The following is a 24230-nucleotide window of genomic DNA, read 5'->3' on the forward strand; positions in this document are numbered from 1 at the left end:
CGCGGGTCAGTTCGACGTCGTACGAGCGACCGACTCGCGCCGAGTCGTTCGAGTGGATCGCCCGAGCTCGTCGGTGGGCGTGCGATAGGTCTCCTTGGACGTGGACACGATCGCAACGTTGACGGCGCAGAACACGGCGGTGACGATGGCGACCGGCAACCACGCACCGATCTCGGCCCCGGCGATGGCACCGGCAATGGTGGGCGCGAATCCTGCTATGGCGAAACCGATCTGGGTACCCAGCGCAGTTCCGGTCAGACGGACCCGAGCCGGGAACATCTCGCCGTAGAACGAGGGCCACACACCGCCCGTCGCGCTGTGGACGAAACCGAACATGACGATGCCGAAGACGAAGATGAGCGCGTAGTTTCCGACCGAGATGGACCAGAGGTATCCGAACATGAGGATTGCGCAACCGATCGATCCGAACAGGAACACCGGCTTGCGACCGACACGATCGGACAGCGACCCGAAGAACGGGAGTGCAAACAGCGCGACGACGTTGGCGAGTACGCCGACCCACAGCATCGGAGTTCGTTCCAGGCCGACTGTGTTGACTGCGTACGACAGCGCATAGACGGTGAATATCGTACTGACCGAGGCGATCACGGCGGCAAACATAACTCGAAGAACGGCGGGCCAGTGCTCGGACAGCAGTTCGGTCAGCGGGAGACGCTGCGGCTCGGCGGACGCCACCTCTTCCTCGAAGACTGGGGTCTCGTCGAGCGAGCGCCGGATCAGGAATGCGGCGACAACGACGAATGCGCTGAGGAAGAACGGGATTCGCCAGCCCCAGCTGAGCAACTGGTCCTCGGGGAGCATGGCGACCGGGAGAAAGACTGCGGTGGCAAGGATCTGACCGCCCTGGGTGCCGCTGAGGGTGAAGCTGGTGAAGAATGCCCGTCGGTGGTCGGGTGCGTGCTCGAGGGTCATGGAGTTGGCACCCGCCTGCTCACCGCCCGCAGAGAAGCCCTGGGCCAGGCGCAGCAGGACCAGGATTATCGGGGCCGCGAGGCCGATGGATTCGTACGAGGGAAGGACGCCGACTCCGAGGGTGGCGACTCCCATCAGCAGGACGGTGGCAACCATGACCTTCTTGCGGCCGTAACGGTCACCGATGTGACCGAGCACCAATGCGCCCAGTGGGCGGGCCAGGTATCCGACCCCGAAAGTCGCCAGGGCCAACAACGTTCCGGTGGCGGGGTTGGAACCGGGAAAGAACACGCGGCCGAAGACCAGCGCAGCGGCGGTGCCGTAGATGAAGAAGTCGTAGTACTCGAGGGCGCTGCCCACCCAGGCCGCGGTTGCGGCTTTACGCGGGTTGGCTCCGGGGCGCAGGGGCGGGTGACCGGACGTGAGGGGATCCATCGGTGTCGTCTCTTTTCGTGTGACGGGAAGCCGGGCGCACAGTTCGACATCCACGACCCGATCGGCCGCTAATGTACGAAATAGTTAACTCCGGGCGCTCTTAGATATTGAACGTGATCCATGCCACGTGTCAACCCCCGATGCGATGCGGGTCGCTCGATCTCGGTGTCAGGCGTCGGTGGAGGTGAGGAACGCGATGATCATGTCGCCGAGCATGGCCCGCAGTCGTGTGCGGTGCGCCGGGTCGGTGAGGTCGCGCCCGAACAGTGCCTCGAACGTGTATCGGTTGGACAGCCGGAACACGCAGAAGCTGCTGATCGCCATATGGATGTCCAACGCGTCGACATCGGTTCGAAAGAGCCCGTCGGCCTGCCCGCGCGCAAGAATGTCGGCCAACAGCTCGGCGGCCGGATTGCCGAGATTGCTCAGCGCCTCGGAAGTGCCGATATGTTCGCCGCGCAGAATGTTCTCGGTCGATACCAGCCGGATGAAGTCCGGGTTCTGCTCGTGATGGTCGAACGTGACCGATGCGATGGCGCGGATCGCCTCGACCGGACCGAGTCCTTCGACGTCCACGGCTCGTTCGCGCTCGCGGATGCGGAGGTAGGACCGCTCCAGAACGGCCTTGTACAGGCCTTCCTTGTCGGTGAAGTAGTAGTACAGCATCCGCTTGGTCGTGTGTGTTCGTTCGGCGATCTCGTCGATGCGTGCGCCCGCGAAGCCCTTGTCCGCAAACTCCTCCGTGGCTACCTCGAGGATGTTGTGTCGGGTCAGATCGCTGTTGCGCCGACGTTTGACGGCCGGTCCGCTGTCGTCGGAGGTGTCGGTTGTACGCGGAGCCATGGGTCGACTCTATCGCCGCGAATTGCGGAGAAAGGGTGTGTGCGTGCCGTCACCGTAGTACCGTCGAGCTAACTCACCAATTAGTACATTAAAGCTCGAGGAGATCGACATGCCGGAATCCCTGCTCTGCGGGCTGATCGGGACGGGTATCGGCAAATCGCTCACGCCCGCGATGCACGAGCGAGAGGGTGCCGAGCACGGTCTGACCTACCTCTATCGGATCATCGATCTCGATCGGCGCGGGCTGTCCGTGGACGACCTACCGCGGCTGGTGGCCACGGCAGCCGACCTCGGATTTCGCGGCCTCAACATCACCCACCCGTGCAAGCAACGGGTTCTTCACTGCCTCGACGATCTCTCGGAGGATGCCGCGCGTCTGGGTGCCGTCAACACCGTTGTGTTCTCCGACGGGCGCGCGATCGGTCACAACACCGACTGGTCCGGGTTCGACCGAAATTTCGGACGTGGCTTACCGGGAGCCGATCTGAGTGATGTGGTGCAACTCGGAGCCGGGGGAGCAGGTGCGGCCGTGGCATACGCAATGGCACGCCGGGGAGCCGCCAAGCTGACACTCGTCGATGCCGATCGTTCTCGGGCGCAGCAACTCCGAGACTCGCTGGCCTCGATGTTCCCCGAGTCCGAGATCTTCTCGACCGGACTCGATCGGCTCGGCGACGTGCTGAGCGCAGCGTCGGGGCTGGTGCACGCAACGCCGGTCGGAATGCTCGAGCACCCGGGATCTGCTGTGCCGCAGGAATTTCTGCGTCCGCAGATGTGGGTTTCGGAAGTCGTGTACAGGCCGGCCGAGACCGAATTGCTCATGCAGGCAGCGCGAGCGGGGTGCCGAACCCTGAGTGGCACCGGCATGGCCGTGTTCCAGGCAGCGGACGCCTTCGAGATATTCACCGGCCGAATTGCGAACGCAGATCGGATGATCGCGCACATGGGCACCCTCATCGACAGCGAAGATCGCGTCGCTGCCGCCGGGGCCTCCGCATGACGGCCATTGCCACGTCGGTGGCCACTGTCTCGCTCAGTGGGTCTCTCGACGAGAAGATGCGCGCCATCGCCGAAGCCGGGTTCGACGGCTTCGAGGTGTTCGAGCCGGATCTGATCAGCTCACCGGACCTGCCTGCAGACATTGCGAAGAAGGCTGCAGACCTGGGTCTGACCGTCGATCTCTACCAACCCTTCCGTGACGCCGACTCCGACGACCCGGACCAGTTCGCGCGCAACCTCGTTCGCGCCGAACGCAAATTCGACGTGATGGAACAGCTGGGATGCGACCTGCTGCTGGTCTGCTCGTCACCGTTGGCCGGTGCAGTGCGCGAGGACGACAAGTTGATCGAACAGATGGCAACTCTCGCCGAGCGTGCACATCGCCGCGGACTGCGGCTGGCCTACGAAGCGCTCGCCTGGGGTAGCCACGTCGACACCTACCGTCATGCCTGGGACATCGTCCGGCAGGTCGACCATCCAGCGCTCGGGACCTGTCTCGACAGCTTTCACATCCTCTCCCGCGGCGACGACCCATCCGGCATCCGCGAGATAACCGGCGAGAAGATCTTCTTCTTGCAGCTGGCCGACGCCCCGCACCTGGTGATGGACGTCCTGCAGTGGAGTCGCCATCACCGATGCTTCCCCGGTCAGGGGAACTTCGATCTGGCAACCTTCGGAGCCGACGTCGTGGCCTCGGGCTACACGGGCCCGTGGTCGCTCGAGATCTTCAACGACGTCTTCCGGCATTCGGACACCGGCCGAACGGCGTCGGACGCACACCGTTCGCTGCTCCACCTGCAGGAGAAGGTCCGCGGCGTCGACACCGTCGTGCCGAATCCCGATCTGTTCTCCCCGCCTCCGCCCGGCCCGATCGAGAACATCGTGTCCCTACGTATCGCCGCGGGCCCTGCCAAGGCCGCCCAGTTGGGTACCACCTTGCGTCACCTCGGCTTCGACCTCACCGCCGCGCACAGCGAACACGGACTGTCGCTGTTCACCCAGGGCCCACTCGCCGTCGCGGTCGACACGACCGTCGACACCCTGTGGACGGCACCGGGCGTCCCCGCCCACCTGCCCGCACTGGCCCAGATCGGGGTCCGCAGCGAGCGGCCCGATCTGTGGTTGACCAGAGCCCGCGCTCTGGGGGTCCCCGCCGCGACGGTCACCATGCCGGGCGTGGCCGACGCGACCGACGCGGTGGTGCGGCTCGCCGTCACCGGTGCAACCTCGCTCGACCTACGCACCCGAGACAGCGCCGGTGCCTGGCAGTCCGCATTCGACCTCGCTCCCAGAGTGCCTGTGCCGCAGGACAAGCCCCTGGTCTCGCACGTGGACCACATCGCCCTCGCGGTCCCGGCGGAAAGCTGGGACGGCGTGATGCTGTTGCTCCGCTCGGTGTTCGGCATGGTGCCCCGGGACGGTCAGGACGTCGTGGACGCGATCGGACTGGTGCGAAGCCAGGCCCTCACCCTGACGACCACGAACGGCACCATTCGCCTGTCGCTCAACATGGTTCCCGGTCGCCCGTCCGATGCCGACCCCCTGCCCGCCGCCCGCCGCGGAGGCGTCGGACATGTGGCGTTCGGATGCGAGGACATCTACGCCGCGGCCGAGGCAATGACCGAACGCGGTCTCACGCCGTTGCGCATCTCGCCCAACTACTATCGCGACCTGAACGCACGGTTCGGCCTCGGTCAGGACACCCTCGACGCGATGCAGCGGCTCGGCATCCTGTACGACGCCGACTCCGCAGGCGGCGAGTTCTTCCACTTCTTCACCGGCACCGTGGGCGACGACCTCTTCTTCGAGGTGGTGCAGCGGGTAGGCGGGTACGAAGGCTACGGGGAGACCAACTCGGCTGTGCGCCTGGCTGCGCAACTACAGCAGTGAGTAGCGATCAGGACAGTCGCTCGAACACCGCGGCCAGGCCCTGTCCGCCGCCGATGCACATCGTCTCGAGTCCGTAGCGGACTTCTCGGCGGTCCATTTCACGGAGCAGGGTGGCAAGGATTCGGGCACCGGTGGCCCCGACCGGGTGGCCGAGCGAGATGCCGGAACCGTGCGGATTCAACCGCGGGTCGTCCGACTCGATACCCCAGGACCGAGTCACGGCGAGCGCCTGGGCGGCGAAGGCTTCGTTGAGTTCGATGACGCCCATGTCGTCGAGAGTGAGCCCGAGGCGTCCGAGCGCTTTCTCGCTGGCGGGCACCGGGCCGATTCCCATCGTGCGCGGAGCGACTCCGGCAACGCCCCAGCTCGCGAGCCGCGCCAGTGGTCGAAGTCCCAGCGCCGCAGCCTTTTCGGGGGTGGTGACGATGGCGATCGCGGCGCCGTCGTTCTGCCCGCTGGCATTGCCCGCGGTGACCGTCGACTCGGGATCGATCGATGCACGGATTGCCTTCAGCTTCGCCAACGACTCCACGGTCGTGTCGGCCCGTGGATGCTCGTCGGTCGAGACCAGAACCGGTTCCGACTTACGCTGGGGGACGGACACACCCACGATCTCCTCGGCGAACACGCCGCTGTTCTGCGCGGCGACCGCCCGCCGATGCGACTGCACGGCCAGCGCGTCCTGATCGGCGCGGCTGATGGAGAACTCCTGGCGAAGATTCTCGGCGGTCTCGATCATGCCGCCGGGCACCGGAAAGTTCTTGCCACCCGCCGTCACTCGGGCCCGCGCAAGTCGGTCGGAGAGGGCGACCGCCTCGGCCTTGACGCCCCACCGCATGCCGGTCGCGTAGAACTCGGTCTGGCTCATACTTTCGACGCCGCCTGCCAGAACCAGGTCGTTGCCGCCGGACTGCACCTGCATGCACGCCTGCAGTACTGCTTGTAGGCCGGAGCCGCAGCGTCGGTCGATCTGCATGCCGGGCACATCGATGCCGAGATCGGCGTCGAGGGCGGCGATTCGACCGATGGCCGGTGCATCACCGTTAGGTGACGCCTGGCCCAGGATCACGTCGTCGATGTCCGCTCCGGAGATGCCCGTTCGCGCAACGACTTCGGTGATGACCGTGGCAGCCAGGGCCTGGGCGGAAATGTCACGGAACTGGCCACCGAAACGGCCGACGGGGGTACGCAGGGGTTCGCAGATCACGGCTTCAGGCATGGGTGTTTCCTCGCTTGTCGTTGGCTCCGGTACTTACCCGGAGCAGATCGGTCTCGATGGCGCGGGTGGCGTCGAGCAAGGCCGGGAGTAGTTCGGCGCGCACGGCGTCCGCAGAATGACGTGCAGCTTGGGTCGAGACGTTGGCTGCGGCGACAACCACGCCGGCGCTGTCGCGGATGGGTGCGGCGATCGAACGCAGTCCCTCTTCGAGTTCTTGGTCCACCAGGCAGAAGCCGTCGACCCGCACTCGTTCGAGTTCCCGCGCGAGCGAGGCCGCGGTCGTGATGGTCTTGCCCGTCAACGGCGTCAACCGCACTCGCTCCAGGTACGCATCCAGCTCGTCCTCGGGAAGACCGGCCAACAGCACCCGGCCCATCGAGGTCGCGAACGCCGGAAATCTGGTGCCGATGTTGATGCCGACGGTCATGATGCGGCTGACCGGAACCCGGGCGACGTACACCACATCGTCACCGTCGAGTATCGACACCGAGGACGATTCACGCACTCGTTCGGCGAGCGCCTCGAGATGGGGGCCCGAGACCTCGGGGAGCGAGAGACTCGACAGATAGCTGTACCCCAATTCGAGTACGCGCGGGGTGAGCCAGAACATCGAGCCGTCGGTACGCACGTATCCGAGTTCGACGAGCGTGAGCAGAAACCGTCGGGCGGTGGCGCGGGTCAGGTCGGTCGCTCGGGCCACGTCGGCCAGCGTTCGACGCGGATGCTCACCGTCGAAGGCTCTGATCACTGCCAAGCCGCGTCCGAGAGACTGGACGTAATCCGAGGACGGCGGTGTGTCCGCGGCACTCACGAGGTTTCGCTCTCGGTGATGGCGGCCTGAGCCAATGCGAAAGCGTTGTTGCTGTTCGGTACTCCCGCGTAGACCGCGGTGTGCAAGAACACCTCGGCGAGTTCGTCGGGTGCGATACCGGCACGCAACGCCGCTCGGATGTGCATGTCGAGTTCGTGGTGGTTACCCAGGGCCGTCAGAACGGCCAGAGTCAGCAGTCGGCGGGTGTGGTGGTCGAGTCCGGGACGAGCCCAGACGTCGCCCCACGCAGTTCGGGTGATGAAATCCTGGAACGGTGCCGTGAATTCGGTTCTCGATGCGATGCTGCGGTCGACGTGGGCGTCACCGAGCACACTGCGCCGCACTGCCATACCGGTGTCGTGGGCCGCCGACCGTCCGGCGGAGTACGCGTCCGCTCCGACGTGAGCGGCAATGGCCGCCGTGACGCGGCCTGCCTGTTCGACGTTGGCCAGATGTGCGGCCGGGTCGAGTGTCAGGAACGTCGATCCTGCAACGCCGTCGGCGATGAAGCGCAGATCGTCCGGAGTGGTCGACGGATCCTGTCGGCCCGCGATCACGAGGGTGGGAGCGGCGATCCTGGCGAGGTCCGCGCGAGAATCCCACTCGGACAACGCCTCACAGCATGCCGCGTACGCCTCGTCGGAGGTCTCGGCGATCATGCGTCGACACCGTGCGACGAGATCGGTGTCGCGGGCGGCGAGTTCGGGCGTGAACCACCGTGCGAGTACAGCGTCCGCGAGTGCGGCTGTCCCCGAGGCGCGGACGGTCGCGGCACGGTCGATCCACTGAGCGGCTTCACCGAACTTGGCGGACGTGCACAGCAGTGTCAGAGTGCGCACCCGCTCGGGGCGATGAATCGCAATCCATTGAGCGACGGCACCGCCGAGGGAGAGTCCGACCACGTGGACGCGTTCCAGAGCGAGTGAATCCAGCAGTGCAAGAACGTCACCGGCGAGATCGGCCACGGAATAGGGGCCGGGGGGTACCGGTGATCGACCGTGTCCCCGTAGATCGACCGTCAACACGTGGACGGAAGCCGACAGTGCGCCCACCTGCGGGTCCCACATCGATCGGTCCGAGCCGAGCGAGCCGATCAGCACGACGGTATCCGCACCGGGGTGCGGCCCCTCGGTGCGGTGGTGAGCCAGAGTGACTGTCATCAGATGTCCTTCGAATCCGTGGGGCGTTCGGTGTCCGGTGCACACGCAGCGAGGATGTCGTCGACCAAGTCGGGTGCGTGACCCACATAGCCTGCTGGATCCAACATCTCGCGCACCGCTGCCGGCGTCAAAAAGGCGGTGATGGCGGGATCCGTGTCCAGTGGCGCACCTGCTGCGCATCGGTCGGTGACGATGTCGCGGGCGCGCTCGGTGTGCGGTGCCAGCGCCGCCGTGACCCGTTCGGCGAGAAGTGCACCACCCGTCGCTTCGAGGTTGCGCGCCATGGCATCTGGATGCACATGCAGACCGGTCAGGCTCGTCGCTATACGATGCGCACCGCCGCCGGTGAGTCGTAGCAGATCGGTGACGGTCTCCCATTCGGCGTGCCACGGGCCAGCGGCGCGCTGCTGCTCGTGGTCCATGTTCGCCAGCACTGTCGCAACGGCTCCCGGCACCCGGCGGGCCGCAGCCCGCGCGGTGACGGCGGCGATCGGGTTGCGCTTGTGTGGCATTGCCGACGAACCTCCCGGCGCGTTCTCGGACACCTCGGCCAGTTCGGTGGCGGACATCGACACGATGTCCCCGGCGATCTTCGCAGTGGAGCCCGCGGCAATACCCAACGCGCACGCCAGATCTGCGACAGTGACGCGGTCGGTGTGCCAGGGCGCAGTCTGTGGTGCCAGACCGAGGGCGTCCGCGAGCGCGGCGGCAATGGCCGGACCGTGCGGATGTACGGCGGCCATCGTTCCGGCGGCACCTCCGTATTGCACACAGCACGACCGCCGAACCGCAGCGAGACGGTGACTCGAACGATGCAGCGCCCCAGCCCAATTGGCGGCCACCAGCCCGAAAGTAGTGGGTAACGCCTGCTGGCCGAGGGTGCGCGCGACCATAGGAGTGGTTCGGTGCGCCAGCGCCAGGCCTCGCGCCGCGGTATGTGCATCACCGAGCGACGCCTCGACGACCGTGAGTGCGTCACGTGCGACGAGCATGGACGCGGTGTCCATGATGTCCTGGCTGGTCGCCCCAGGGTGCACTGCAGCAGCAGGAACTCCGCGCTCGGACACCGCGTTTCGCAGTACTTTCACCAGTGGTATCACCGGATTTCCACCGGCCGCTGCAGCCGCTCCGAGTGCTGTGATGTCCAGAGATTCACCCAGCTCTGCCGCGACCGCGGTGATGATGTCCGCATGCTTCGCGTCGACCACGCCGACAGAGGCAGCGGCCCGGGAGAGGGCTGCCTCGACGTCGAACATCGCCCGAACCCAGCCTCGGTCGCCGACGATCGGTGCGATGATCTCGCTGCCGAATGTCGGATCGAACAGTGCCCCTCTATCGGAAGCCATGGTCCTCTTTCACCGCATCGTCGATCAGTTCGGGAGCGTGCATCACAGCGCGAAGAACGGGGTCTCGTCTCCGTCCGGATCGGTGTTCTGTAACACGATATCGAGGTGGTAGCCGCCGTCCACTGTGGTGGCGACGAGTCGGGCTCGCTTGTCGGCGGGCAAGGCGGACAGCACCGGATCGATTTCGTTGGCCTCGGCCTCGTCCGGGAAGTACATCCGCGTGACGACCCGCTCGAGCATTCCGCGGGCGAAGATTCCGACGTCGATGTGGGGTGCTTCGACGAGGTCGTTCTCGGCGGGCAACGGCCCCGGCTTGATGGTCGTAATCGTCATCGTTCCCCGTGCATCGGCAAATGCTCGACCGAAGCCGCGGAAACCTGCGACACGTGGTGCCACGGCACCCCGGGGATCGTCCGGATGGTCGAAGCGACCGTCGGAGTCGGCCTGCCAGGTCTCGATCATCGCGTCGGACACCGGTTGACGAGCCCCGTCCACGAGGGTGAACGTCAGGATGATCGCCTCGGCGGTGCCGGGAGGTACCACGTCCTGTCCGTCCGGCCACAGCAGACCGATGTGGACGTACGGCCCGACCGTCTGAGAAGGCGTCTGACCGAACGGTGCGGTGGTGAAATCGGCACCGGTCACCACCGGGTACCGGGGAGCGAACTCGGGGTCAGTCATCGTGGTCGTCCTCCTCGAACGGGGTGGCGTTGCGTCCGCGCAGAACGATGTCGAACCTGAACCCGAGAGCCCAGTTCGGTTGTGTTGCTTCGTAATCGAAGGTGCTGATCATGCGAGCGCGCGCGTCTTCGGGGGCTGCGTTGTAGATGGGATCCTGGAAGAACATGGGGTCGTCGGGGAAGTACATCTGCGTCACCAACCGCTGGGTGAATGCGTGACCGAACAGGGAGAAGTGAATGTGGGCAGGCCGCCATGCGTTGTGGTGGTTGCCCCAGGGGTACGCGCCCGGTTTGATCGTGGTGAACCGGTATCGGCCGTCGGCATCGGTGAGTACTCGGCCCACGCCGTCGAAATGCGGGTCGAGAGGTGCAGGCCAGCGATCACCCGAGTGTCGGTAACGCCCGCCCGCGTTGGCCTGCCAGACCTCGACGAGGGTGTTCGGGATCGCTCTGCCGTCGCTGTCGAGCACTCGTCCGTGCACGATGATGCGTTGCCCCTGAGCTTCACCACCTCGCGCGAGAGTCAGGTCGGCGTCGGAGTCGGTGACCCGTCCCTCGCCCAGAACCGGACCGGTGATCTCGGTCAATCGTTGGGGGAGAAGCGTCAACGGCTGCGCCGGATGCCGCAGGGCAGTGGTCCGGTACTCGGCGAAGTCGCGTGGTGCATGGACACCCGTCTGGTCCCGGTACTCGGGCGGGAGATGAAGCATCGACAGCTCCTGACGATCGTGGTGATCAAGCGCACTCGTCACCGTATACATGTGTTCGCATGGTGGCAATCTGTTCACATAACGCACATTGTCGGGTACCGTCGCTGCCATGTTGGACAAAGTCGTGGCCAGTGCCACAGAAGCGGTAGCGGACATCCCCGACGGGTCGTCGATCGCCGTGGGCGGGTTCGGGTTGGTGGGAGTGCCGGAGATCCTGATCGCCGCGGTGCTCGAGCAGGGAGCTACCGACCTCGAAACCATCAGCAACAACTGCGGGACCGACGGCTTCGGTCTGGGAGTGCTGCTGGCGCAGCACCGCATTCGGCGCACGATCAGCTCGTACGTGGGATCCAACAAGGAATTCGCACGGCAGTACCTCGGCGGCGAACTGGAGGTGGAGCTGACCCCGCAGGGCACCCTCGCCGAGCGGCTGCGAGCCGGTGGTGCCGGTATTCCGGCGTTCTTCACCCCCGCGGGTGTCGGGACGCAGGTGGCCGACGGCGGTTTGCCGCTGCGCTACGACGGCAGCGGCGGCATCGCCGTGGCGAGTCCGCCGAAGGAGACCCGGGAGTTCGACGGGGTCACCTATGTGATGGAGCGCGGCATCGTCGCGGACTACGCCTTGGTCCACGCCTGGAAGGGCGACAGGCACGGAAACCTGGTGTTCCACGCCAGCGCACGGAATTTCAATCCACCCGCCGCCGCGTCGGGTCGGATCACCGTGGCGCAGGTCGAGCACCTGGTCGAGCCGGGGGAGATCGGTCCGGACGAGGTGCACACCCCGGGTATCCATGTGCAGCGGGTCGTGCATGTCGGCCCGGTCGAGGTCGGCATCGAGCAGAGGACGGTACGAGCATGAGCGAGAAGATGTCCCGCGAACAGATGGCCGCCCGGGTGGCGCAGGAGCTCGGCGACGGGCAGTACGTCAACCTCGGAATCGGCATGCCGACCCTGGTGCCCAACTACATTCCGACCGACGTCTCGGTGATTCTGCATTCCGAGAACGGCGTGCTCGGCGTCGGCCCCTATCCCACCGAGGACGAACTCGATCCCGAGATCATCAACGCGGGCAAGGAAACCATCACGGTGCTTCCCGGCTCGTCCTACTTCGACTCGTCGCAGTCGTTCGGAATGATCCGCGGCGGCCAGGTCGACGTCGCCGTGCTGGGTGCGATGCAGGTCAGCGCCACCGGCGACCTCGCGAACTGGATGATCCCCGGGCACATGGTCAAGGGGATGGGTGGTGCCATGGATCTGGTGCACGGTGCCCGTCGCGTGATCGTCATGATGGAGCACGTCTCCCGGAAGGGTGAACCAAAGATTCTGCAGTCCTGCACTCTGCCGCTGACCGGAAAGGCCTGCGTGCACAGGATCATCTCGGACATGGCGGTTCTGGACGTCACCGACGACGGACTGCGCCTCGTCGAGACCGCGCCGGGAATCTCGGTGGACGACGTCAGGAACGCCACCGCAGCCGAAGTACTCGTCGATGTCGCTGGGGAGTGGAGCCTGCGGAACGACTCAGGAGATACCGTCCGACACAAGGACGCGGTCGGCGCGGGAGTAGATGTTCATCGACCGGCCGCGGAGAAAGCCGATCACCGTCAGTCCTGATTCGGTCGCGAGATCGACCGCGAGAGACGACGGTGCGGACACCGCAGCAAGTATGGGGATCCCGGCCATCACGGCTTTCTGCGCCAGCTCGAACGAGGCGCGGCCACTGACCATCAATATCGTGCCGCGCAGCGGAACTCGATCGTGCTCGGTGGCCCAGCCGACGACCTTGTCCACCGCGTTGTGGCGTCCGACGTCCTCGCGGAGGACGAGCATGTCGCCGTCCGCAGTGAACAGTGCCGCAGCGTGCAAGCCGCCCGTGGTGTCGAAGACCTTCTGCGCTGCGCGCAGGGTGTCCGGTAGCCCGGCGAGTGTATCGGACGTCACCACGACGTCGTCGTCGTCAGGAGAATGCTTGGTGCGCAACCGAATTGCGTCGAGTGATCCCTTGCCGCAGACCCCGCACGACGAGGTCGTGTAGAAATTGCGTTCCACCCCGGACTCGGGGGCTGCCACGCCCGGTGCCAGCGTGACGTCCAGGACGTTGTAGGTGTTCGCGCCCTCGTCGTCGACGCCGTCGCAGTACCGCGCCGCAGCGATATCGACACGCGATGCAATGACGCCCTCGGTCAGCAGAAAACCGTGGGCCAGTTCGACGTCGTGGCCCGGCGTACGCATCGTGACGGCAAGGGCTCTGCCGTCGACGCGCAGTTCCATCGGTTCCTCCACCACCAAGGTGTCGGGACGGTCGACTCGGTGTTCGCCGCGTATTCGGACGACGGGTCTGCGAGCGGTGATCCGGCCCATCAGTGCCGACTCGATACGCGGCGACGTCGAAAGCTCATGCCTCGATTGTGGACCCTCGTGTCATCGGTCCGACGACTCGGTTGCCATTGCCCGCACGAGCGACACCAATCGCGGGTGTTCGGCGAGGTCGTCGACCAGCACTGCCGAGCCGTCGGAGTCGGCGAGCGGGACCTTCCAGTTGCCGTACTGGGTCTCGTCCGTACCCGGTTGGTTCTGAATGCGATGTTCACCGACCGCGTCGACGAGAGCGACGCCGATCAGCAGTGACGGGCTGCGCTGGACCAGCCGGTGCAACGCCTCGACGGTCTCGTGGTTGTCGGCATCGGCAGCGAGTAATCCACGGGTGCGGGCCAGGTTCAGAACCGCCTCTCGCGCACGGGAATCCACTTCCTTTTCGGCATCGATGTCGCGCTCGAGCAGGCCGAGTCGGGACCGCAGTTCGATGTGCTCGCCCTCGAGGTATCCAGCGGTGGGAGGCAGGTCGTGCGTCGTCACCGACGTCAGGCACAGAGTCCGGTAGTCCTCGGGCGGGATGGGTCCGGAATCATCGGCCTCGAACCACAGGATCGAGGTGCCGAAGATTCCGCGCTCGGTGAGGTATTCCTGCACCATCGGCTCGAACACCCCGAGGTCCTCGCCGACCACTACCGCACCCGCGCGCTCGGCTTCGAGGGCGAGGATGCCGATCAGCGCCTCGTGGTCGTATTCGACATACGTTCCGCCGCCGGCGTTCTCGGCCTCCTGCGGAATCCACCACAACCGGAACAGGCCCAGGATGTGGTCGACGCGGATGCCCCCGGCGTGACGCAGAATCGTGCGCAGCATGTCTCGGTACGGGACGTAGGCCATCTCGCGCAGTCGATCCGGATCCCATGGCGGTTGATTCCAGTTCTGGCCCTGTTGGTTGAAGTTGTCCGGCGGCGCTCCCACGGTGACTCCGGACACCAGTACGTCGCCGAGCGTCCACGCATCGGCGCCGCCGCGGGCGACTCCCACCGCGAGGTCGTGCATGACGCCGATATCCATCCCGGCGTCGAGCGCGGCCCGCTGGGCAGCGGCCAGTTGCTCGTCACAGATCCACTGCAGCCACATGTGAAAGTCGATGCGCCCGGCCAGCTTTGCGCGTTGTTCGAGGACGAAATCGGTGCGTGGGTGCGCTGCGCGATCGGTCCATGCGGGATCGTTCGGGCCGAACTTCTCCGCCAGCGCGCTCCACACCGCAAAATCCCGGAGCCCGGTGCCCTCACGTTCGACGAACGCCCGGAACGCGGACTCGCGGGCAGGACTGCGCTCGACCTTGTGGACGCGTTCGAGGGCGCGGAGCTTGGCCTTGAACGTCGCGTCCCGGTTCAGCTTCTTGGTGCGAACGTTCGCCTTGTCGAATCGAGCCGCGGCATCCTGGATCTTGCCGAACTGCTTGGGCGAGAGCAGCGCCGTCTCCCGAATGTTCTCGACACGGATGTACAGCGGATTGAAGAAGCGTCGCGTGGTCGGTAGATACGGAGAGGCCTCCACGGGCGTCGTCGGCCGGTCGGCGTGCAGCGGATTGACCAGCAGATAGTCGAATCCATGCACGCGGCCGGCGATGTCGACCATGTCCTCGAGGTCGGCGAGATCACCGATGCCCCACGAACGCGTCGAGCGCACCGAATACAGCTGTGCCAGCAGACCGGTACGTTGCCTGTCGGCAAGTTCGGCATTGGGCGACAACGACTTCGGTGTGACCACGACGACCGTGTCCGAGGTTCGGACGGTGTTGTCCTCACCGATCGTCGTCGCTGTGAGGCTGTGCCATCCCAGCGGGGCATCGCCGGGCACCACGAACGTGGCACGTCCGATCAGCCGTCCGTCCACCTCGCGCGGATCGACCCAGACGTCGGCCTGCGGTACCTCGATGGCGTCGCCGTCCTCGGACACCATCGACACTTCCACCGGATTGCCGTGTGGCACATGCACCCACACCGTCGCTTCGGTGCCCTGGGTCGTGACGACCACGGGCGGAAGCAGGCGACGCCACGGTGCGTTCTCGATGTCCTCCAGTGCGCGATCGACATCCTCGGTGGTTTCGGTCGCGTAACCGCGTGCAGCCAAGACCTGCCGCAGGGTCGCGTCGCTCACGTCGTGCTCGGTGTCGTCCCAGCCTCGGTACGACGTCGACGTACCGAGCCGCTGGGCGAGAGTTCGTAGGGCCTGCGAGTAATCCTCATCCGAATGTGCCACGGTGTCGATCGTGCCAGTTCGACGGGCGCACGTCACCCGCACCGGTCGGCCGTTCACCGCAGGTTCGTTCCGCGGTGTGTTCGGGGGCGACACCCGTGTACTGCGAGGGTTGAAAGCTTCCCCGCTGGGTAGTCTTGCTCGGCACACGTGAAACGAACTGCTTGGCGACGATGGGAAGTGCGGATGGCTGGGGTCAGCAAGATCGAAGAACTGGAGCGAGATTCCGGTGCACCGGTCGAGCTGAGGGTGCGCGCCGAAGCCGACCAATTGCCGGTGGTGCGGGCCGTCGCGGAGACTCTCGTGGTGCTCAGTGACTTCACTCTCGACGACATCGCCGACGTGAAACTCGTCGTAGACGAGGTGTGCTCCCAGCTCATCAAAGGTTCGGTCGCCGACGCGGAACTCTCGTGCAGGTTCTCCGTCAACGATGCCGGGATTCGAATCGTCGTGACGTCCACGCTGACTCCGACGTCGGTCCCGAAGCAGGACAGCTTCGGCTGGCACGTATTGCAGACTCTCGCAGACTCCATCGAACTCCGCGCCGACGACGCGATCGACGACGTTGCCGGCCGCACCGTCGCGATCGACGTGGTCAAGCGGAGGAGCAAGGTCTAGTGCCGGTGCCGCAGGAACGAAGCACACGGCGAGAGTCCGACGATTACAGCGACGTGGTCGCGCTGATCCAGCAGATGCAGGCGCTGGACGAGAACTCACCGCAGCGTTCCGTGCTGCGTGACCGCATCATCACGCGCTGCCTTCCTCTCGCCGAACACATCGCGCGCCGATTCGGTGGGCGCGGTGAAGCACACGAGGACCTCTTGCAGGTGTCCAGGCTGGGTCTGGTCAATGCAGTCGACCGGTTCGACATCGAGCGTGGGTCGGATTTCGTCTCGTTCGCGGTCCCCACCATCATGGGCGAAGCCCGTCGCTACTTCCGTGACGCCGGCTGGTCGGTACGGGTGCCGCGACGCATGAAAGAGCTGAATTCGATGATCTCGCAGGCGGTGGGATCGTTGTCGCAGAAGCTCGGTCGCGCCCCGACCGCGAGCGAAATCGCCGCCGAGCTCGGGATCGACGTCAAGGAAGCATCGCAGGCACTGCTTGCCCGCAGCGCGTATCAGACCGTGTCGGTCGATTCGGTGGTGAGCGAGGATCGCCTCCCGCTGATGGACACGCTCGGTGCCGACGACCCGGAACTCGAGAAGATGGAAAGCTACCTCGCTGTGCGGCCCGCACTGGAGAAGCTGCCCGAGCGCGAGCGTCGCATCGTGGTGCTCCGGTTCTTCGGGTCCATGACTCAGACGCAGATCGCCGAAAAGGTCGGAATTTCGCAGATGCACGTGTCGCGCATTCTGGCGCGCACGCTCGCTCAGTTGCGTGAGGATCTCGGCGAGGACTGAACCGGACACAGCCGACGCGGAACGATCTGTTGCCACTACTGTCGTTCGCATGAGTGTCTACGACAACATCGACGAGTACATCGCGGCCCGACGTGTCACGGGGTTGGCGGTGGATCGCAGTGGTTCTCGTGCGGTCGTTGTCGTTGCCGCTCTGAGTGATTCGCGCACCGAGTACCGAACGTCGCTGTGGGAGATCGACGTGGACGGACGTTCCCCGGCGCGGCGAATCACCCACGGCGAGCTGGGCGAGAGCGCGCCGGTGTTCACCGCGTCCGGGGATCTGATGTTCTCGCGCCGCTCCAGCGAGGATGATCCGGCACAGTTGTGGATACTGCCCGCCGCCGGCGGGGAGGCCCACGTGGTCGAGACCCGGTCGGCGGGAATCGGTGACGTGCGAGCGGCTCGGTCCGTCGATCGGTTCGCCGGCTTCTCGCCGGTGTTCGGCTCGTCCACGACAGACGAGGACGACGACGGCCTGCGTACCGAGCGCAAGACGAACAAGGTGGATGCAATTCTGCACACCGGTGTGCCGGTGCGTTTCTGGGATCACGATCTCGGTCCCGCAACCCCGCATCTGTTCGCAGGCGAGACGGAAACCGACCTCGAGTCGGCACCACTGCGTGATCTGACGCGTGACGCGGCAGGCGCTCTGCAGGAAGCGGCCTTCGACATCAGCGCCGACGGCACTTTCGTCGTCTCCACGTGGTCGGTGCCCGGCCCGCTGGCAACCGTCCGCACGATACTGGTGCGCATCGACACCGGTACCGGAGAACGGACCACGATCGTCGACGACGCGGATGCCGATCTGGGTGCACCGGCCATCTCGCCCGACGGCCGTGCCGTCGCGTTCGTCCGTGAATCGATCTCGACTCCCGAACAAGCGCCACGAATGACGTTGCAGCAGTACGAGTTCGGTACGGACTCCGTCACCGATCTCGCACCGGGCTGGGATCGATGGCCGATCGGTCCGGTCTGGCTGCCGAACGGGTCCGGCGTGTTGGTCACCGCGGACGACGACGGCCGGTCGCCGATCTTCGTGATCGAGGCGGGTGCGGAGCCGCGTCGTCTGACGCATACCGACGACGCGTACACCCACATCCATGTGTCGTCGGACGGCAAGCGCGTAGTCGCTGTGGCCGCCTCGTATCTGGCCGCCCCGCACCCGGTCTCGATCGACCTGTCCGACGGCACCGTGGTCGACCTCGACGCCGGAATCGACAACGGCCCGCTGCCCGGCACGTTGACCGAGATCGAGACCGTCGTCGAGGACGGCAGTCGAGTCCGAGGATGGCTGGCGTTGCCGCACGGTGTGTCGGACGATTCGCCCGCGCCGCTGCTGCTGTGGGTGCATGGCGGCCCACTGGGTTCGTGGAACACGTGGTCCTGGCGGTGGAACCCATGGTTGATGGTGGCGCGAGGGTACGCGGTGCTGCTCCCGGATCCGGCGTTGTCCACCGGCTACGGTCAGGACTTCGTGCAGCGTGGTTGGGGCGCGTGGGGCAGCGCCCCGTTCACCGATCTGATGGCGTTGACCGATGTCGCGGTCGCCCGAACCGACATCGACGACACGCGCACCGCCGCTATGGGTGGATCGTTCGGCGGGTACATGGCCAACTGGATCGCCGGGCACACCGACCGATTCGACGCCATCGTCACCCACGCCAGTCTGTGGGCACTCGATCAGTTCGGACCGACGACCGATGCACCGTGGTACTGGGCGCGTGAGATGTCCCCCGAGATGGCGGTGGAGAACTCTCCGCACCTGTTCGTCGCGGACATCTCGACGCCGATGCTGGTCATCCACGGTGACAAGGACTATCGCGTGCCGATCGGCGAGGGCCTGCGGTTGTGGTACGAACTGCTCAGCGAATCGGGATTGCCCGCCGACGACGACGGTGAGACCGAGCACCGGTTCCTGTACTTCCCCGGCGAGAACCACTGGATTCTGACGCCTCAGCACGCCAAGGTCTGGTACGAGGTGGTACTGGCATTTCTGGCGGGGCATGTCCTGGGCGAGAGCGCGTCGATGCCGCGAATACTGGGCCACTAGAATCGACCGGTGACCAGTTCAGCGCCAGAGACCCCAGACAACCCAGCCGACCGTTTGCCCAAGAGCTGGGACCCCAGCGAGGTAGAGGCCGAGCTGTACCGGGGTTGGGTGGATGCCGGTTATTTCGAGGCCGATGCCACCAGCGACAAGCCGCCGTACTCCATCGTGCTGCCGCCGCCCAACGTCACGGGCAGCCTGCACATGGGCCACGCCCTCGACCACACGTTGATGGACGCGCTGAGTCGGCGCAAGCGCATGCTCGGGTACGAGGTGCTGTGGCTCCCGGGAATGGACCACGCGGGCATCGCCACGCAGTCGGTGGTGGAGAAGCAGCTCGCCGCCGATGGAAAGACCAAGGAAGAGTTCGGTCGCGAACTGTTCATCGACAAGGTGTGGGACTGGAAGCGCGAGTCGGGCGGCACGATCGGCGGCCAGATGCGTCGTATCGGCGACGGTGTCGACTGGAGCCGTGAGCGATTCACCATGGACGACGGCCTGTCCGAGGCCGTGCAGACCATGTTCAAGCGCATGTTCGACGACGGTCTGATCTACCGCGCCGAGCGGCTGGTCAACTGGTCGCCGGTGCTGCAGACGGCCATCTCCGACATCGAGGTGAAGTTCGAGGACGTCGAGGGCGAACTCGTCTCGCTTCGATACGGGTCGCTGGACGACTCCGAACCGCACGTCATCGTGGCCACCACTCGAGTGGAGACGATGCTCGGCGACACTGCTGTGGCGGTGCACCCCGACGACGAGCGCTACCGGGCTCTGGTGGGCACCACCCTCGAGCACCCGTTCACCGGACGACGAATACCGATCATCGCCGACGACTACGTCGATCCCGAATTCGGTACCGGCGCAGTGAAAATCACTCCGGCGCACGACCCAAACGACTTCGAGATGGGCGTTCGGCACTCACTGCCGATGCCGTCGATCATGGACAAGGCCGGCCGCATCGCCGATACCGGAACGCAGTTCGACGGTATGGACCGTTTCGAGGCGCGTGTCAAGGTCCGTGAGGCCCTGGCCGAGCAAGGCCGAGTGGTCGCCGAGAAGCGCCCGTACCTGCACAGCGTCGGACACTCCGAGCGCAGCGGTGAGCCGATCGAGCCGCGTCTGTCGCTGCAGTGGTGGGTCAAGGTCGACGCCCTGGCCAAGGCGGCCGGTGACGCAGTTCGCAACGGCGACACCGTCATTCATCCCAAGAGTCAAGAGCCGCGCTGGTTCGCCTGGGTCGACAACATGCACGATTGGTGCATCTCGCGTCAGCTGTGGTGGGGCCACCGAATTCCGATCTGGTACGGCCCCGACGGCGAGACGGTGTGCCTGGGACCGGGGGAGACCCCACCCGAGGGGTGGGAGCAGGACCCCGACGTCCTCGACACCTGGTTCTCTTCCGGCCTGTGGCCCTTCTCGACGATGGGCTGGCCGGAGGCCACCCCCGAACTGGAGAAGTTCTATCCGACCGGCGTACTCGTCACCGGCTACGACATTCTGTTCTTCTGGGTCGCCCGGATGATGATGTTCGGCACCTACGTCGGAGCCGACGACGCCATCACCGCAGGAAAGCAGGGCCCACAGGTTCCGTTCCGAGATGTCTTCCTGCACGGACTGATTCGCGATCAGTTCGGTAAGAAGATGTCCAAGTCTCGGGGCAACGGCATCGATCCGCTCGACTGGGTCGACCGCTTCGGCGCGGATGCACTGCGGTTCACGCTGGCCCGCGGTGCCAACCCGGGTGCCGACATGTCCGTCGGCGAGGACCATGCGCAATCCTCGCGCAACTTCGCCAACAAACTGTTCAACGCCACCAAGTTCGCCCTGATGAACGGCGCAGCGCCGGCCGAGCTGCCGTCGCGCGCCGCACTCACCGACGCCGACCGTTGGATCCTCGACCGACTCGATCAGGTTCGAGCAGAGGTGGATTCGGCGTTCGATCGCTACGAGTTCAGCAAGGCGTGCGAGGCGCTCTACCACTTCACGTGGGACGAGGTCTGCGACTGGTACCTCGAAATTGCGAAGGTGCAGTTCGCCGACGAGAGCATCGCCGAATCCACCCGTGGAGTCCTGGGCAACGTTCTCGACGCGGTGCTACGCCTGCTGCACCCGGTCGTCCCGTTCGTGACCGAGACCCTGTGGAAGGTGCTGACCGGGGGAGAGTCCCTGGTGGTCGCCACGTGGCCGACCCCTGCCGCCGATCCGGTCGATCCTGTTGCCGCGCAACGCATCGAGGACATGCAGAAGCTCGTTACCGAGATACGACGTTTTCGAAGTGATCAGGGTCTAAAGCCGTCACAGAAGGTTGCGGCAAATATCTATGGGGTAGCTGAGGCGTCGCTCTCTGAGCAACTTCCGGCGGTACGTTCCTTGGCGCGGCTGACCAGTGCTGGCGAGGACTTTAATATGACCGCAAGTTTCGGCGTGACTTTAAGTCGGTCGATGGTGACCGTCGAACTCGATACCTCGGGAACTATCGATCTTGTCGCCGAGCGTGCGCGCCTCAACAAGGATCTCGCTGGCTTTGAGAAGGACTTGGCGCAGACCACCGCGAAACTGAGCAACGAGGCATTTCTGGCCAAAGCCCCGGACGCGGTGGTGGACAAGATCAGAACTCGTCAGACGATCGCTCGCGAAGAGATCGCGCGCATCGGCGCGCGCCTCGAATCGATGGGAAGCTAAGTGACCGAGCCGGACGACGCCCTGCCGTCACCACCACCGACCCCGGTCGACCTGGCCGAGCTCGCACTCGTCGAGGCCGAGCTCGACAAGCGTTGGCCCGAAACGAAGATCGAGCCGTCCACCGCCCGAATCTCGGCGCTGATGGACCTGCTCGGTTCTCCGCAGAAGGCGTATCCGTCGATCCACGTGGCCGGAACCAACGGCAAGACGTCCGTCACCCGCATGATCGATGCGTTGCTGACCGCTTTCCATCGGCGTACCGGCCGCACCACCAGCCCGCATCTGCAGATGGCCACCGAGCGGATCAGTATCGACGGCCGTCCGGTGTCCCCGCGCACCTACGTGGACACCTACAACGAGATCGCACCGTTCGTCGAGATGATCGATGCACAGTCCGAGGCCGCCGGTGGACCGCGGATGAGCAAGTTCGAGGTCGTCACCGCCATGGCATTCGCGGCCTTCGCCGAGGCACCGGTCGAGGTCGCCGTCATCGAAACCGGGCTGGGCGGCCGCTGGGACGCCACCAACGTGGTCGACGGTGAGATCGCCGTCATCACCCCGATCGGTCTCGACCACGTCGAATTCCTCGGGGACGATCTGTCCACGATCGCGGGGGAGAAGGCCGGCATCATCAAGAAGGCACCGGAACTACTCGTGCCACGGGACACGGTGGCCATCCTCGCCAAGCAGGAACCCGAGGTGTCCGAGGTCCTGCTTCGTGCGGCGGTGCAGGCAGACGCTGCCGTGGCACGGGCCGGATCGGAGTTCACCGTTCTCGGTCGGCAGATAGCCGTGGGCGGACAACAGCTGGAGTTGCAGGGGCTGGGCGGTGTCTACACCGACATCTTCCTGCCGTTGCACGGAGAGCACCAGGCGCACAACGCCTCTCTCGCTCTCGCAGCAGTCGAGGCATTCTTCGGGGCGGGCCCGGACCGTCAACTCGACCAGGACACCGTGCGCGAAGCCTTTGCGACCGTGGTCAATCCCGGTCGTCTCGAGCGAGTACGCAACGCGCCCACGGTGTTTCTCGATGCCGCGCACAACCCGCACGGGGCCGCTGCACTGGCGGCCGCCCTGACCGACGAATTCGACTTCCGCAAACTCGTCGGAGTCGTCAGTGTCATGGCGGACAAGGACGTCGGCGCGATCCTCGAAGCATTGGAACCGGTGTTCGACGACATCGTCGTCACCCACAACGGGTCCGGTCGAGCGATGGATGTCGACGCGTTGGCCGACATAGCCGTGGCCAAGTTCGGCGACGAGCGGGTCGTGGTGGCGTCGACGCTGCCCGATGCGCTCGAAACGGCGATCGGGTTGGCCGAAGAAGTGGCCGAGCCCGGCGAAGCCGTGTCCGGTGCCGGGGTCGTCGTCACCGGCTCGGTGGTGACCGTGGGCGCAGCGCGCACGTTGTTCGGAAAGGATCCCGCGTGAGCGAAGCAGAGTTTCGACCACCGACAACCGACCCGTGGAAGGGATTTCGCGGTGTGTCGGCGGGCACACTGGTACTGGAAGCGATCGTGACTCTGCTCGCTCTTCCGGTCGTGGCGACTCTCGGCGGCGGCGCAACGTGGTTCTCGACCACCTATATCGTGGCGCTCGCCGTGGTGATGATTCTGGCCGCGGGGAAACAGGGCGAACCCTGGGCGATGAAGCTCAACCTCGCCTTGCAGTTCTTCGTGATGGCCGGGGCCGTGTTCCATCTGTCCATCGGCGCCGTGGGTCTGATCTTCCTTGCCGTGTGGCTGTATCTGCTCTATCTGCGCCGGGACATCACCGAACGCATTCGACGCGGCATGCTGCCCGGGCAACGCGACTGACACCGGACCGGTCGGTTGGGGCCATGCGCCGCGCGACCGGGTGCCGGTGTCCATTACTGTCGTCGACGTGACCGATCGCACCCTAGTACTGATCAAGCCAGACGGAGTTGCCCGGCGTTACGTAGGAGAGATCCTCGGCCGCGTGGAGAAGAAGGGTCTGAGCATCGTCGCCCTCGAGCTCAAGACCGTCTCTCGCGACGTGGCCTCGGCTCACTACGCGGAGCACGAGAGCAAGCCGTTCTTCCCCGACCTTCTCGAGTTCATCACCTCCGGGCCCGTGGTGGCCGCGGTTCTCGAAGGCCCCCGTGCCATCGAAGCCTTCCGTCAGATCGCCGGCGGCACGGATCCGGTTGCCAAAGCAGTTCCCGGCACCATCCGAGGTGACCTGGCCCTCGACGGTCAGCAGAACCTGGTACACGGATCCGATTCGGTGGAATCCGCAGAGCGCGAGATCGCCCTGTGGTTCCCCGACCTGACCGCCTCCTAGAAGCCCGTCGCAGAGCACTTCCGCAGTCACGCCGCACCCGCTCGAAGTCCGATCGGTGCGGCGTGGCTCGTACGGATCATCGCGTGTGGGATACTCGACGGAGATCGACCCCACAGCACTTGTACGTTCACACGCTCCACCTCTGTTCAGCTCCACCGAAGTTCGCTAGAGAAAAAGTGCTCGTGGGATC

20 protein-coding genes and 1 pseudogene are annotated in these 24230 nt (G+C 65.5%); 11 read left to right on the forward strand and 10 right to left on the reverse strand.

Going from position 1 to position 24230, the window contains the following annotated elements; translation table 11 throughout:
• Positions 1-6: 6 nt before the first annotated feature.
• Positions 7-1368: an MFS transporter gene (locus ASH04_RS08555; RefSeq protein ID WP_032368463.1), complete on the reverse strand. Its 1362-nt coding sequence runs from the start codon at positions 1366-1368 to the stop codon at positions 7-9.
• A gap of 168 nt (positions 1369-1536) precedes the next feature.
• Entirely contained in the window at positions 1537-2211 is a 675-nt protein-coding gene (locus tag ASH04_RS08560) for a TetR/AcrR family transcriptional regulator (RefSeq protein WP_027497575.1), read from the reverse strand.
• Between the two features lie 109 nt (positions 2212-2320).
• Between ASH04_RS08560 and ASH04_RS08565 the strand changes: the two genes are divergently transcribed.
• Positions 2321-3211 (forward strand): shikimate dehydrogenase, encoded by an 891-nt coding sequence (locus ASH04_RS08565; protein WP_057473286.1) that lies wholly within the window; start codon positions 2321-2323, stop codon positions 3209-3211.
• On the forward strand, positions 3208-5100 hold the full coding sequence (locus ASH04_RS08570; protein ID WP_057473287.1) for a sugar phosphate isomerase/epimerase and 4-hydroxyphenylpyruvate domain-containing protein: 1893 nt from the start codon (positions 3208-3210) through the stop codon (positions 5098-5100). Before ASH04_RS08565 ends, ASH04_RS08570 begins: the two co-directional genes overlap by 4 nt.
• A 7-nt stretch (positions 5101-5107) precedes the next feature.
• On the opposite strand, the gene ASH04_RS08575 is transcribed toward ASH04_RS08570, so the two are convergent.
• From ASH04_RS08575 to pcaH, 6 genes are read right to left on the reverse strand one after another with little or no spacing between them, the layout of a single operon-like run.
• On the reverse strand, positions 5108-6319 hold the full coding sequence (locus ASH04_RS08575; protein WP_057473288.1) for an acetyl-CoA C-acetyltransferase: 1212 nt from the start codon (positions 6317-6319) through the stop codon (positions 5108-5110).
• A complete protein-coding gene (locus tag ASH04_RS08580; protein ID WP_027497571.1) occupies positions 6312-7130 on the reverse strand; it encodes an IclR family transcriptional regulator domain-containing protein in 819 nt (272 codons plus the stop codon). The genes ASH04_RS08575 and ASH04_RS08580 overlap by 8 nt, the downstream gene beginning before the upstream one ends.
• On the reverse strand, positions 7127-8290 hold the full coding sequence (gene pcaDC / locus ASH04_RS08585) for a bifunctional 3-oxoadipate enol-lactonase/4-carboxymuconolactone decarboxylase PcaDC (RefSeq protein ID WP_057473289.1): 1164 nt from the start codon (positions 8288-8290) through the stop codon (positions 7127-7129). The genes ASH04_RS08580 and pcaDC overlap by 4 nt, the downstream gene beginning before the upstream one ends.
• A complete protein-coding gene (pcaB, locus tag ASH04_RS08590; RefSeq protein WP_057473290.1) occupies positions 8290-9636 on the reverse strand; it encodes a 3-carboxy-cis,cis-muconate cycloisomerase in 1347 nt (448 codons plus the stop codon). Before pcaB ends, pcaDC begins: the two co-directional genes overlap by 1 nt.
• Positions 9637-9678: 42 nt before the next feature.
• A complete protein-coding gene (gene pcaG / locus ASH04_RS08595; protein WP_032389268.1) occupies positions 9679-10317 on the reverse strand; it encodes a protocatechuate 3,4-dioxygenase subunit alpha in 639 nt (212 codons plus the stop codon).
• Entirely contained in the window at positions 10310-11026 is a 717-nt protein-coding gene (pcaH, locus tag ASH04_RS08600) for a protocatechuate 3,4-dioxygenase subunit beta (RefSeq protein WP_027497567.1), read from the reverse strand. The genes pcaG and pcaH overlap by 8 nt, the downstream gene beginning before the upstream one ends.
• 109 nt (positions 11027-11135) lie before the next feature.
• Between pcaH and ASH04_RS08605 the strand changes: the two genes are divergently transcribed.
• Together ASH04_RS08605 and ASH04_RS08610 are read left to right on the forward strand one after the other, a co-directional pair.
• Positions 11136-11885, forward strand: a complete 750-nt coding sequence (locus ASH04_RS08605; RefSeq protein ID WP_179271310.1) for a CoA transferase subunit A — start codon at positions 11136-11138, stop codon at positions 11883-11885.
• Positions 11882-12514, forward strand: a pseudogene (locus ASH04_RS08610) (CoA transferase subunit B); the annotation flags it as partial. The gene ASH04_RS08605 and the pseudogene ASH04_RS08610, both read left to right, overlap by 4 nt.
• 33 nt (positions 12515-12547) lie before the next feature.
• On the opposite strand, the gene fdhD reads toward ASH04_RS08610, so the two are convergent.
• Positions 12548-13387: a formate dehydrogenase accessory sulfurtransferase FdhD gene (gene fdhD, locus ASH04_RS26115; protein WP_082519199.1), complete on the reverse strand. Its 840-nt coding sequence runs from the start codon at positions 13385-13387 to the stop codon at positions 12548-12550.
• Between the two features lie 60 nt (positions 13388-13447).
• On the reverse strand, positions 13448-15607 hold the full coding sequence (malQ, locus tag ASH04_RS08620; RefSeq protein WP_032368459.1) for a 4-alpha-glucanotransferase: 2160 nt from the start codon (positions 15605-15607) through the stop codon (positions 13448-13450).
• Between the two features lie 183 nt (positions 15608-15790).
• Between malQ and ASH04_RS08625 the strand changes: the two genes are divergently transcribed.
• The 7 genes from ASH04_RS08625 to ndk all read left to right on the forward strand — a co-directional run bounded on the left by ASH04_RS08625 (position 15791) and on the right by ndk (position 24040).
• Positions 15791-16222, forward strand: coding sequence for an ATP-binding protein (locus tag ASH04_RS08625; protein WP_027497563.1), 432 nt, complete (start codon positions 15791-15793; stop codon positions 16220-16222).
• On the forward strand, positions 16222-17007 hold the full coding sequence (locus ASH04_RS08630; protein ID WP_032368200.1) for a SigB/SigF/SigG family RNA polymerase sigma factor: 786 nt from the start codon (positions 16222-16224) through the stop codon (positions 17005-17007). The genes ASH04_RS08625 and ASH04_RS08630 overlap by 1 nt, the downstream gene beginning before the upstream one ends.
• 49 nt (positions 17008-17056) lie before the next feature.
• On the forward strand, positions 17057-19057 hold the full coding sequence (locus ASH04_RS08635; protein WP_057473292.1) for a S9 family peptidase: 2001 nt from the start codon (positions 17057-17059) through the stop codon (positions 19055-19057).
• Between the two features lie 9 nt (positions 19058-19066).
• Entirely contained in the window at positions 19067-21736 is a 2670-nt protein-coding gene (locus ASH04_RS08640; protein ID WP_057473293.1) for a valine--tRNA ligase, read from the forward strand.
• Complete coding sequence (folC, locus tag ASH04_RS08645; RefSeq protein ID WP_052053192.1) at positions 21737-23167, forward strand: bifunctional tetrahydrofolate synthase/dihydrofolate synthase; 1431 nt, start codon at positions 21737-21739, stop codon at positions 23165-23167.
• A complete protein-coding gene (locus ASH04_RS08650) occupies positions 23164-23553 on the forward strand; it encodes a DUF4233 domain-containing protein (RefSeq protein ID WP_027497558.1) in 390 nt (129 codons plus the stop codon). Before folC ends, ASH04_RS08650 begins: the two co-directional genes overlap by 4 nt.
• Positions 23554-23620: 67 nt before the next feature.
• Entirely contained in the window at positions 23621-24040 is a 420-nt protein-coding gene (gene ndk / locus ASH04_RS08655) for a nucleoside-diphosphate kinase (RefSeq protein WP_027497557.1), read from the forward strand.
• Positions 24041-24230: the final 190 nt, after the last annotated feature.

This window comes from Rhodococcus sp. Leaf233 (assembly GCF_001426165.1).
Lineage (GTDB): Bacteria > Actinomycetota > Actinomycetes > Mycobacteriales > Mycobacteriaceae > Rhodococcoides > Rhodococcoides fascians.

Bases quoted from the DNA above. Each gene is read 5' to 3' on its own strand.
- ASH04_RS08555 (WP_032368463.1), bottom strand. From the start codon at position 1,368: ATGGATCCCCTCACGTCCGGTCACCCGCCCCTGCGCCCCGGAGCCAAC.
- ASH04_RS08560 (WP_027497575.1), bottom strand. From the start codon at position 2,211: ATGGCTCCGCGTACAACCGACACCTCCGACGACAGCGGACCGGCCGTC.
- ASH04_RS08565 (WP_057473286.1), top strand. From the start codon at position 2,321: ATGCCGGAATCCCTGCTCTGCGGGCTGATCGGGACGGGTATCGGCAAA.
- ASH04_RS08570 (WP_057473287.1), top strand. From the start codon at position 3,208: ATGACGGCCATTGCCACGTCGGTGGCCACTGTCTCGCTCAGTGGGTCT.
- ASH04_RS08575 (WP_057473288.1), bottom strand. From the start codon at position 6,319: ATGCCTGAAGCCGTGATCTGCGAACCCCTGCGTACCCCCGTCGGCCGT.
- pcaDC (WP_057473289.1), bottom strand. From the start codon at position 8,290: ATGACAGTCACTCTGGCTCACCACCGCACCGAGGGGCCGCACCCCGGT.
- pcaB (WP_057473290.1), bottom strand. From the start codon at position 9,636: ATGGCTTCCGATAGAGGGGCACTGTTCGATCCGACATTCGGCAGCGAG.
- pcaG (WP_032389268.1), bottom strand. From the start codon at position 10,317: ATGACTGACCCCGAGTTCGCTCCCCGGTACCCGGTGGTGACCGGTGCC.
- pcaH (WP_027497567.1), bottom strand. From the start codon at position 11,026: ATGCTTCATCTCCCGCCCGAGTACCGGGACCAGACGGGTGTCCATGCA.
- ASH04_RS08605 (WP_179271310.1), top strand. From the start codon at position 11,136: ATGTTGGACAAAGTCGTGGCCAGTGCCACAGAAGCGGTAGCGGACATC.
- fdhD (WP_082519199.1), bottom strand. From the start codon at position 13,387: ATGGGCCGGATCACCGCTCGCAGACCCGTCGTCCGAATACGCGGCGAA.
- ASH04_RS08625 (WP_027497563.1), top strand. From the start codon at position 15,791: ATGGCTGGGGTCAGCAAGATCGAAGAACTGGAGCGAGATTCCGGTGCA.
- ASH04_RS08635 (WP_057473292.1), top strand. From the start codon at position 17,057: ATGAGTGTCTACGACAACATCGACGAGTACATCGCGGCCCGACGTGTC.